Annotated in this window: 7 protein-coding genes; all 7 read left to right on the top strand. The window is 62.5% G+C overall.

Annotated features, from left to right (window positions below; genetic code table 11):
- The first annotated feature begins 246 nt into the window (after nucleotides 1-246).
- Nucleotides 247-1,902, top strand: a complete 1,656-nt coding sequence (locus J1C56_RS11935) for an ABC transporter substrate-binding protein (protein WP_214389323.1) — start codon at nucleotides 247-249, stop codon at nucleotides 1,900-1,902.
- A gap of 113 nt (nucleotides 1,903-2,015) precedes the next feature.
- Nucleotides 2,016-3,053 carry an ABC transporter permease gene (locus J1C56_RS11930; RefSeq protein WP_214389321.1) on the top strand — a complete coding sequence of 346 codons (1,038 nt, stop codon included), beginning with the start codon at nucleotides 2,016-2,018 and terminating at the stop codon, nucleotides 3,051-3,053.
- A gap of 11 nt (nucleotides 3,054-3,064) precedes the next feature.
- Nucleotides 3,065-4,222 (top strand): ABC transporter permease, encoded by a 1,158-nt coding sequence (locus J1C56_RS11925; RefSeq protein WP_214389319.1) that lies wholly within the window; start codon nucleotides 3,065-3,067, stop codon nucleotides 4,220-4,222.
- 11 nt (nucleotides 4,223-4,233) lie between these two features.
- Complete coding sequence (locus J1C56_RS11920; protein WP_214389317.1) at nucleotides 4,234-6,369, top strand: dipeptide ABC transporter ATP-binding protein; 2,136 nt, start codon at nucleotides 4,234-4,236, stop codon at nucleotides 6,367-6,369.
- A 130-nt stretch (nucleotides 6,370-6,499) separates the two neighbouring features.
- Entirely contained in the window at nucleotides 6,500-6,841 is a 342-nt protein-coding gene (locus J1C56_RS11915; protein WP_214389315.1) for a hypothetical protein, read from the top strand.
- 1,047 nt (nucleotides 6,842-7,888) lie between these two features.
- Entirely contained in the window at nucleotides 7,889-9,241 is a 1,353-nt protein-coding gene (locus J1C56_RS11910) for an NAD(P)-dependent oxidoreductase (protein ID WP_214389313.1), read from the top strand.
- Nucleotides 9,242-9,252: 11 nt separating this feature from the next.
- Nucleotides 9,253-10,566, top strand: a complete 1,314-nt coding sequence (gene preA, locus J1C56_RS11905) for an NAD-dependent dihydropyrimidine dehydrogenase subunit PreA (protein WP_214389310.1) — start codon at nucleotides 9,253-9,255, stop codon at nucleotides 10,564-10,566.
- Nucleotides 10,567-10,568: the final 2 nt, after the last annotated feature.

The following is a 10,568-nucleotide window of genomic DNA, read 5'->3' as shown; positions in this document are numbered from 1 at the left end:
ACTGACATATCAGGCGATCTGTCGTGGTACTGCCGTAGGTTGTCGGGACCCGGCATATTAGCTTGGGGCGAAGATTCCGACGAATCCGCTGCGCACTACCATTTTTGCGCCAACTCTGTCGCTATCACGCGAACTGCCCACCTCCCAAAATTGCAAACTTACCCATGGGAACGATGACATCCGACCGTTTTGACAACGGCAATCGGATGCGAAATGGTAACGTTACAGCTTCAATGGGAGACGGAAATGACATTCTACAAGAGCAACTCTGATCTTGTTCCCGGCCACATCCGTGAGCTGGCGAAAAGCGCCGGGTCCGGCGAGATGGACCGTCGCGAGTTTCTGGCCCTGGCGAGCGCTTTCGGTGCCACGACGGCAATGGCCTACGGCATGCTGGGGTTGGCGGCGCCGACCGAGGCCCTGGCCCAGGAGCCCAAGAAGGGTGGCGTCATCCGCGTTTCGATGTTCGTGAAGGATCAGAAGGATCCGCGCAGCTATGACTGGCCGGAGATGGCCAACGTCACGCGCCAGTTCCTCGAGCCGCTGGTCAAATACACCCGCACCTTCACCTTCGAGCCGGCCCTGCTCGAAAGCTGGGAAATCAACGACGACGCCACCGAATACAAGCTCAACGTGCGCAAGGGCGTGACCTGGAACAACGGCGACGAGTTCAACGCCGACGACGTCATGTTCAACCTGCTGCGCTGGTGCGACAGTGCGGCTGAAGGCAACTCGATGGCCGCCCGCATGGGCGCGCTTGTCGATCCGGCGACGAAGAAGGCCAAGGAAGGCGCCATCACCAAGGTCGACGACTACACCATCGCGATCAAGTTCCCGGCGCCCGACATCACCTTCATTCCCGGCGTGTCGGACTATCCTGGTATCATCGTCCACCGCGACTTCGAAAAGAACGGCTCCAACCTTGTCAGCCATCCCATCGGCACCGGGCCTTTCGAGCTGGTCTCCTACGATGTCGGCTCCAAGGCCGTGCTCAAGCGGCGTGAGAACGGCAAGTGGTGGGGCGGCGAAGCCTATCTCGATGGCGTCGAGTTCATCGACTACGGTCCCGATCCGTCCGCAGCCGTCAACGCCTTCGAGGCGGGCGAAGTCGACACCAACTACGAAACCGTCGCCGACTATGTCGATATCCTCGACGGTCTTGGCCTGGTGAAGTCTGAGGTCGTGACCGCCGCGACGATCGTTGCGCGCTTCAACGTCAACAACAAGCCTTACGAGAACCAGAAGGTTCGCAACGCCATGCAGATGGCGGTCGACAACGCGACCGTGCTGCAGCTCGGTTATGGCGGCCGTGGCACGGTGGCGGAAAACCACCATGTCGCGCCGATCCACCCGGAGTATGTCGAGCTGCCGAAGAAGACCCGCGACGCCGCCGGCGCCAAGAAGCTGATGGAGGAGTCGGGTCACGCGGACTTCGAGCACGACCTCATCACCACCGACGAGGACTGGCACAAGAACACCGGCGACGCCATTGCCGCGCAGATCCGCGAGGCCGGCATCAAGGTCAAGCGCACCGTGCTTCCGGGCTCGACCTTCTGGAACGACTGGACCAAGTATCCGTTCTCGATGACCACCTGGAACATGCGCCCGCTCGGCGTGCAGATCCTGGTGCTCGGCTACAAGTCCGGCGAAGCCTGGAACGAAAGCGCATTCGCCAATCCGGACTTCGACAAGAAGCTGACCGAAGCCACGGCGCAGCCCGATGTCGAGAAGCGCAAGCTGCTGATGAAGGATCTCGAGCAGATTCTTCAGGACTCCGGCATCCTGATCCAGTCCTACTGGCGGTCGCTGTTCAACCACTCCGCCAAATATGTGATGAACCACGGCATGCATCCGACCAACGAGCACGACTTCCATAAGGTCTGGCTCGACAAGCAGGCATAAGCCGTCCACTGTTGAGGGGAGGGACGTTGGCGTCCCTCCCGCTGTTCGCCAGGCAGTCCCGGTCATGCCGGGCCGCCTGATACGGAGCCCAACCCAACAGGCAGGGGGCGACAGTGCTTTCATTCATCCTCAGGCGCCTCGGGGTCATCGGGCTGACGATGCTCTGCCTGACGCTTGTCGTCTTTTTCCTGATCAACCTCGATCCCAACCTGAAGAAGCTGGCGATCAGCCAGACCGAGATGCGCGCCACCTCCGAGCAGCTTGAAAGCTGGCTGCAGCGCAACGGCTATCGGCAGAACTTCTTCGTCCGCTATGGCCAATGGCTCGGGGTGATGCCGAAGCAGCCGAACATCGACCCGGCCACCGGACAGGCCGTGCCGCGCTTCTCCTTCTGCAACGAGCCGTCGGTGCCGCAATTCTCCGGCGTGCTGCAAGGCGATTTCGGCTGCTCGACCAAGTTCAAGACCACCGTCGCGTCAAAGCTGTTCCCCGCACTCGGTGCCACTGGCATCCTGATGTTCTGGGTCATGGTGACGATGGTGCCGATCGCGCTGTTGATCGGCATCTTCGCCGGCATGCGCGAGGGATCGCGCACCGACCGAACGCTGTCGGTGGCCTCGATCGCCACCACGGCGACCCCGGAATATGTCTCCGGCGTCATCTTCACCGTCATCTTCGCCTCATGGCTGGGCTGGTTCAACGGCTCGGCGGCAAGCGCCACATCGCAGGGCATCACCTTCTACAATTTCACCCTGCCTGTGATGACCATGGCGATCTATGGCATCGGCTACATCGCGCGCATGACCCGCGCCTCGATGGTCGAGGTCATGACCCAGCAATACATCCGCACCGCCCGGCTCAAGGGGCTTTCCTTTGGCAACGTGGTGGTCAAGCACGCTTTGCGCAACGCGCTGATTGCGCCGTTCACCGTCATCATGCTGCAGTTTCCATGGCTGCTCACCGGTGTTGTCATCGTCGAGACGATGTTCCGCTACCAGGGTTTCGGCTTCACGCTTGTTGAAGCCGCCGGCAACAACGACATCGACCTTCTGCTCGGCTGCTCGCTGGTCTCGGTCTTCGTGGTCCTGGTGACGCAGCTGATCTCCGATGTCGGCTACGCCTATCTCAATCCCCGCATCCGGGTTCAGTAGGAGACGGCCGCATGCAGATCGAATATATCGGCGGTTTCCAGGTCTTCCTCGGCGTGCTGGCCCGCTTCTGGCCGGTGTGGCTGGCGATGGCCATCGTGCTGGTCGCCAGCTTCAACTTCCGCAAGCATCTCGGTCTCTACGGCCAGCTCTTCGATTCAGGCGTCGGCATCGCCGGCGTGTCGATCTGCTTTTTCTGGCTGTTCACGGCGATCTTCGCCGCCGAGGTCGCGCCATTCGACCCGCTAGCGCAGATTCCCGTCATGAAGGATGCGCTGCCCGGTGCCATCGAGCCGGCATCCGGACTGACCTACCTCTTCGGCGGCGACAAGCTTGCGCGCGACGTGTTCTCGCGCATGGTCCATGGCAGCCAGATCGTGCTGATCATCGCGCCTGCCGCCACCATGTTCGCGCTGATGGTCGGCATCACGCTCGGGCTGCCGGCGGGCTATTATGGCGGACGTATCGACTCCGTCCTGTCGTTCCTCGCCAACCTCGTGCTGGCCTTCCCCGTCATCCTGCTGTTTTACCTGCTGGTCACGCCGGGGATCATGGACACGCCCATACCCTATGCGCTGGCGGGGTTGTTCTTCCTGTTCCCGATCATCTTCTTCTCGGTGCTGTTTTACACCCGCTTCAAGGACCGGCCGGACCGCATCTATCTGTTGCTCGGCATAACGCTTGTGTTCGGCGGCTGGATCTATGCCGGCCTCGTCTTCAATGCCGACCCGTTCGGCATCGTCTCGATCGAGCCCAACCAGCTCAACATCTTCGTCGCCGTCGTCTTCGCCTCCAGCCCCGGTGTGTTCCGCATCGTGCGTGGCCTGACCATGGACATCAAGACGCGCGACTACGTTGCCGCCGCCCAGACACGCGGCGAGACGCCTTGGTACATCATGCTGTGGGAGATCCTGCCCAACGCCCGTGGCCCCCTCATCGTCGATGCCTGCCTGCGCATCGGCTACACCACCATCCTGCTCGGCACGCTCGGCTATTTCGGCCTTGGCCTCGCGCCCGAAAGCCCCGACTGGGGCACCGCGATCAAGGACGCCAGCCGGTTGCTGCGCTCGTTCATCCACCCGGCACTGCCGCCGACAATCGCGCTGATGTCCTTCGTGCTCGGCCTCAACCTTCTTGCCGATGCGCTGCGCGAACAATCGATGAAGGATTGAAGGAGAGCGTCATGAACGAAGCCGTCAGAAACGCCACCGCCGAACCAATCCTCGAGATCGAGAACCTGTCGATCTCCTTCTTCACCCGGCGCGGTGAAATCCCCGCGGTGATGGACTTCTCCTGCACCGTCATGCCGGGCGAGGCGATGGGTATCGTCGGCGAGAGCGGTTGCGGCAAGTCGACGGTTTCGCTCGGCATCATGCGCGACCTCTCCAACATCGGAAAGATCGTCGGCGGCCGCATCAGGTTCCAGGGCAAGGACATGGGCGACATGTCCGACGAGGAGCTGCGCTCCATCCGCGGCAACAAGATCGCCATGATCTACCAGGAGCCGATGGCCAGCCTGAACCCGGCGATGAAGGTCGGCCAGCAGCTGATGGAAGTGCCGATGATCCACGACAAGGTGTCGAAGGACGAGGCCTACAAACGCGCCCTCGAAATGGTGCGCTCCGTCAAGCTGCCCGATCCCGAGCGCATGATGCGCTCGTTCCCGCATCAGCTTTCCGGCGGCCAGCAGCAGCGCATTGTCATCGCCATGGCGCTGTTGTCCAATCCGGCGCTGCTGTTGCTCGACGAGCCGACCACCGCGCTCGATGTCACCGTCGAGGCCGGCATTGTGCAACTGGTCAAGGGGCTGGGGAAGCAGTTCGGCACCTCGATGATCTTCGTGTCGCACAATCTCGGCCTGATCCTCGAGACCTGCGACCGCATCACGGTGATGTATTCAGGCGAGGCGGTCGAGACCGGCTCGATCAAGGACGTCTTCGACCGGATGCGCCATCCCTATACGCAAGGGCTGTTCCGCTCGATCCCGTTGCCGGGAGCGGACAAGAATTCGCGCCCGCTTGTCGCCATTCCCGGCCAGCTGCCGCTGCCGCACCAGCGCCCCAAGGGCTGCAATTTCGGCCCGCGCTGCCACCATTTCGTTGAAGGCCTGTGCAACGCCGACGAGATCCCGATGATCCCGGTCACTGGTCACGACGGCCATTTCAGCCGCTGCGTGCGCTTCAACGAGATCGACTGGACGGCCTTTCCGCCCGGTGCCGAAAAGAAGCACGAGCCGGTCAAGCCCGGGGCGCCCGTGCTGAGGATCGAGGACCTGAAAAAATACTACCGCGTCGGCGGCAACGAGGTGTTCGGCTCGAGCGGCGAGGGCAGGGTCGTCAAGGCCAACGAGACGATCAGCTTCCAGGCGCGCGAATCCGAGACCGTCGCCATCGTCGGTGAATCCGGCTGCGGAAAGTCGACTTTGGCCAAGGTGCTGCTCGGCCTCGAGACGGCAAGCTCCGGCAAGGTGCTGCTCGGCAACAAGGAGATCCAGTCGACCGGCATCGAGGACCGTGACGTCGCGACAGTGTCGGCGATCCAGATGGTATTCCAGAACCCGTTCGACACGCTCAACCCGAGCCATTCGGTCGGGTCGCAGATCGTCCGCACGCTGGAAAAATTCAAGATCGGCAAGACCGCCGCTGATCGAAAGCAGCGCATGCTGGAACTGCTTGATCTGGTCAAGCTGCCACGCGCTTTCGCCGAACGCATGCCGCGCCAGCTCTCGGGCGGGCAGAAGCAGCGCATCGGCGTTGCCCGTGCCTTTGCCGGTGAGGCCCGTGTCGTCGTCGCCGACGAGCCGGTTTCGGCGCTCGACGTCTCCGTCCAGGCGGCGGTGACCGAGCTTTTGATGGACATCCAGCGCAAGTCGAAGACGACGATGCTGTTCATCAGCCACGACCTCTCCGTGGTGCGCTACATCGCCGACCGCGTGGTGGTCATGTATCTTGGCCACATCGTCGAGCAGGGCACCACCGACCAGATTTTTTCCCCTCCCTATCACCCGTATACGGAAGCACTGCTCTCGGCGATTCCGATCGCCGATACGTCGGTGGTGAAGAAACACATCGTGCTGGAGGGCGACATTCCCTCGGCGATGAACCCGCCGTCGGGCTGCCCGTTCCAGACGCGCTGCCGCTACAAGTCCCAGGTGCCGGGCAATCTCTGCGAAACCCAGGTGCCGCCGGTGCGCGAGATGGGAGGTGGCCACCAGATCAAGTGCCACCTGCCGCCCAGCGCCTTCGATGCCATGGAGCCGGTCATCAGCATGGGCAAGGGCGCGGTATCGGGCGCGCACGACATCACGCCGGAGGCGTGAAGGGTGGGGTGGCGAGGTCGTTCCTCTACGCTTTCGCCAACCTCTGTTGACGGGTTACGGGAGTGTCTATCTTCTCGGCTGAGCAACAAGTCGCAGGTATGGTGCGCCTGTGTTCAGTTCGGGGGGAGCAATGGGAGAAGGGACAAGGATCGGGGACCATGAGACTGCCAATTTCGGACGGCGGTCCATCGCATTTCAGTCCTCTAATGGCCTCTACTCCGTAGAGATAGACGAGTCCAATCAGGACGAGATTTTTGTCCTGTTCGACGGACAGCAGTTGAAATGGCATGTTTTCGTCAAAAGCGTGCAGGATGGCGTGTTCAGCTTGCAAGGCATGACCGGGGGGATCGGCGATCCTTACCAGGATGGAGGGGACTGGTTCGAACTTATCCTCAGCTCCGCTGCCGTCCTCCGATATTGGGGCAATCAGGTTCTAGTCCACGAAGACGATGAGGTGATGCCGGAGGCTTGATCAGGTGCGGGCGTGGAGAGGTTCTCCACGCCTTTGCCTTTTCTTGCTGTCGCGATTGAAGCGGTTCCGGCTTTCCAGAGACGCCTCATTTCTTCGCGCCCCCCTCTGCCCTGCCGGGCATCTCCCCCTCAAGGGGGGAGATCAGGCCACCATCGCCCTCGCAGCCAATCGGCAGCCTTGCAAGCCTGATCCTTGCAACGTCGCAGGATGGGTGTCGTCGAGGACGCGACTGATCTCCCTCCTTGTGGGGGAGATGCCCGGCAGGGCAGAGGGGGGTGCGAAGGATCGCTACATGGATGATTGGATGTCACCATCTGTCACCATCACGCGTGGATAGCCGCGCCCGATTTTCCACGCCCTCCGAACCTCCCGTACAATCCACTCCAGTTCCTCCCACGGGAACGCCGGTCGCGACGGTGATCAGTGGGGAGGAGCCGGCGCCTCCGGCGACGGGCCAACGTAGCTCATCGCCCGGGGAGGTTCCGCCGAAAGGTTCCCCTCCCGGGACTACGCCCGGGGTGCGCTGGACGAGCGCTAGTGAGACCACCGAAGAGCGCAAATGCTAAAGGTGGCCTGCGGAAGCGGAACAGGCGGGAACAGAAATCGCCGGCGGAGCGCGAGGTTCGCGCCACATATCACTAATCGGAAGGCACGGCCTCGCGCCCCGCTTCCCGAACTTTTCTCCCGACACGGGAGTGTTCTTTGACAATGGCCAGACCGGAAACGGGGCGTGGCAGTGAAGAAACTTGGCTCCCCTCATCCTGAGCCTGTCGAAGGATGGGAAGCCGATCTCGGCAGCGATCGGCGGCAACGCCGACGCGGTCATCCCGGCCGAGCGGAGCGAGAGCGGGGATGACGCGTGGTGTTGGGGCATTTTTCCTTCATCCTGCCCCAGCGGAATTGCGTCACTCAGACCTCTCAAATCCTGACCAAAATAATCATCTTATTTTTGAATAAAATCAAACACTTGCGCAAAAAATTGACCAATTGATAAAAAATTAGAACGTGCTACGCTTCCTCAAAACGAGAATAAACTGGGGAACTGGAATGGCAGAAGGTCTTTTCAAGGAAGGCATCGTCGGCGGCCGCCTTGCGCCCACTCAATACGCCGAGAATTTCTCCGACCTGCACCCGGCGCTGGACCACCACGAGGCGCTGGTGGAGTCCGATCGTTGCTATTTCTGCTACGACGCGCCGTGCATGCAGGCATGCCCGACATCGATCGACATCCCGATGTTCATCCGCCAGATTTCGACTGGCAATCCGATCGGTTCGGCCAAGACCATCTTCGACCAGAACATTCTCGGCGGCATGTGCGCCCGTGTCTGCCCGACCGAGACATTGTGCGAGGAAGTCTGCGTCCGCGAGGTCGCCGAGGGCAAGCCGGTGCAGATCGGCCGCCTGCAACGCTACGCCACCGATGTGGCGATGGCGCAGGGCAAGCAGTTTTACCAGCGCGCCGAGCCGACCGGCAAGAAGATCGCCGTCGTCGGTGCAGGCCCGGCTGGTCTTGCGGCCGCGCACAGGCTCGCGCGCCATGGCCATGAGGTGACCATCCTCGAAGCCCGGCCAAAGGCCGGCGGCCTCAACGAATATGGCATCGCCGCCTATAAGAGCACCGACGATTTCGCCCAGGCCGAAGTCGACTACGTCACAGCAATCGGTGGCATTACGACCGAAAACGGCAAGGCGCTCGGCCGCGACTATCATCTCGCCGATCTGGCCGCCTCTTACGACGCCGTGTTCCTCGGCCTCGGCCTTGCCGGCGTCAACGCGCTGCGCGCCGAGGGCGAAGACGCTTCAGGCGTCTCCAATGCGGTCGACTTCATCTCCACCTTGCGCCAGTCGAGCGATCTCGCCGGCCTGCCGGTCGGGCGCCGCGTCGTCGTCATCGGCGGCGGCATGACGGCCGTCGACGCCGCCGTGCAGTCCAAGCTGCTCGGCGCCGAGGAGGTGACGATCTGCTACCGCCGCGGCCAGGAGCACATGAACGCTTCGGGCTTCGAGCAGGATCTGGCCGCTGCCAACGGCGTCGTCATCCGCCACTGGCTGCAGCCCAAGCAGGTCATCGCCGACGGCGGCAAGGTGGTCGCCATCGAGCTCGAATACACCGCCATGAAGGGCGACAAGCTCGCCGGCACCGGCGAGATCGTCAGGCTCGCCGCCGACCAGGTGTTCAAGGCGATCGGCCAGAGCTTCGAGCCGGCAGCACTCAACGGCAGCGGCGTTTCGATCGCCATGGAAGGCGGCCGCATCAAGGTCGATGGCGAAGGGCGTACATCGCTCGCCAAGGTCTGGGCCGGTGGCGACTGCATCGCAGGCGGCGACGATCTGACCGTCTCGGCTGTGGCGCAAGGACGCGACGCGGCTGAATCGATCAACCGCGCCCTGATCGGCTGAGGGAGGACAAGATGGCAGACATCCGCAACAATTTCGTCGGCATCAAGTCGCCCAACCCGTTCTGGCTGGCCTCCGCGCCACCCACCGACAAGGCCTACAACGTCGTCCGCGCCTTCAAGGCGGGTTGGGGCGGTGTCGTGTGGAAGACGCTGGGCGAGGAAGGCCCGCCTGTCGTCAACGTCAACGGCCCGCGCTATGGCGCGATCTGGGGTGCCGACCGCCGCCTGCTCGGCCTCAACAACATCGAGCTGATCACCGATCGCGACCTGCAGACCAATCTGCGCGAGATCAAGCAGGTCAAGATGGACTGGCCCGACAGGGCCATCGTCGTGTCGCTGATGGTGCCGTGCGTCGAGGAAGCCTGGAAGGCGATCCTGCCGGTCGTCGAGGAGACCGGCGCCGATGGCATCGAGCTCAATTTCGGCTGCCCGCATGGCATGTCGGAACGCGGCATGGGTGCGGCCGTCGGCCAGGTGCCCGAATATATCGAAATGGTCGTGCGCTGGTGCAAGCAAAACACGCGCATGCCCGTCATCACCAAGCTGACGCCCAACATCACCGACGTGCGCAAGCCGGCGCGCGCGGCGCATGCCGGCGGCACCGACGCGGTGTCGCTGATCAACACCATCAACTCGATCACCGGCGTCAACCTCGACAGCTTCGCGCCGGAGCCGACAATCGACGGCAAGGGTTCGCATGGCGGCTATTGCGGCCCGGCGGTCAAGCCGATCGCCATGAACATGGTGGCCGAGATCGCGCGCGACCCTGAGACGGCCGGACTGCCGATTTCGGGCATCGGCGGCATCACCACCTGGCGCGATGCGGCTGAGTTCATGGCGCTCGGTGCCGGCAACGTTCAGGTTTGCACAGCGGCGATGACCTACGGCTTCAAGATCGTGCAGGAAATGATCGCCGGTCTCGAAAACTGGATGGACGAGAAGGGCCACCGCTCGCTCGACGACATTGTCGGCCGCGCCACGCCCAATGTCACCGACTGGCAGTATCTCAACCTCAACTACGTCGCCAAGGCGCATATCGACCAGGACGCCTGCATCAAGTGCGGCCGCTGCCACATCGCCTGCGAGGACACTTCGCACCAGGCGATCACCAGCATGGTCGACGGTGTCAGGCACTTCGAGGTGATCGACGAGGAGTGCGTTGGCTGCAATCTCTGCGTCAACGTCTGCCCGGTCGAGAACTGCATCACCATGGAGCCCCTGGCCGTCGGCGCCATGGACAAGCGCACCGGCAAGCCGGTGTCGCCGCATTATGCCAACTGGACGACGCATCCCAACAACCCGATGGCCAAGGTGGCGGCGGAGTAGGG

This window comes from Aminobacter anthyllidis, from assembly GCF_018555685.1.
GTDB lineage: Bacteria > Pseudomonadota > Alphaproteobacteria > Rhizobiales > Rhizobiaceae > Aminobacter > Aminobacter anthyllidis.
This window is presented reverse-complemented; position numbering and strand designations above follow the sequence as displayed.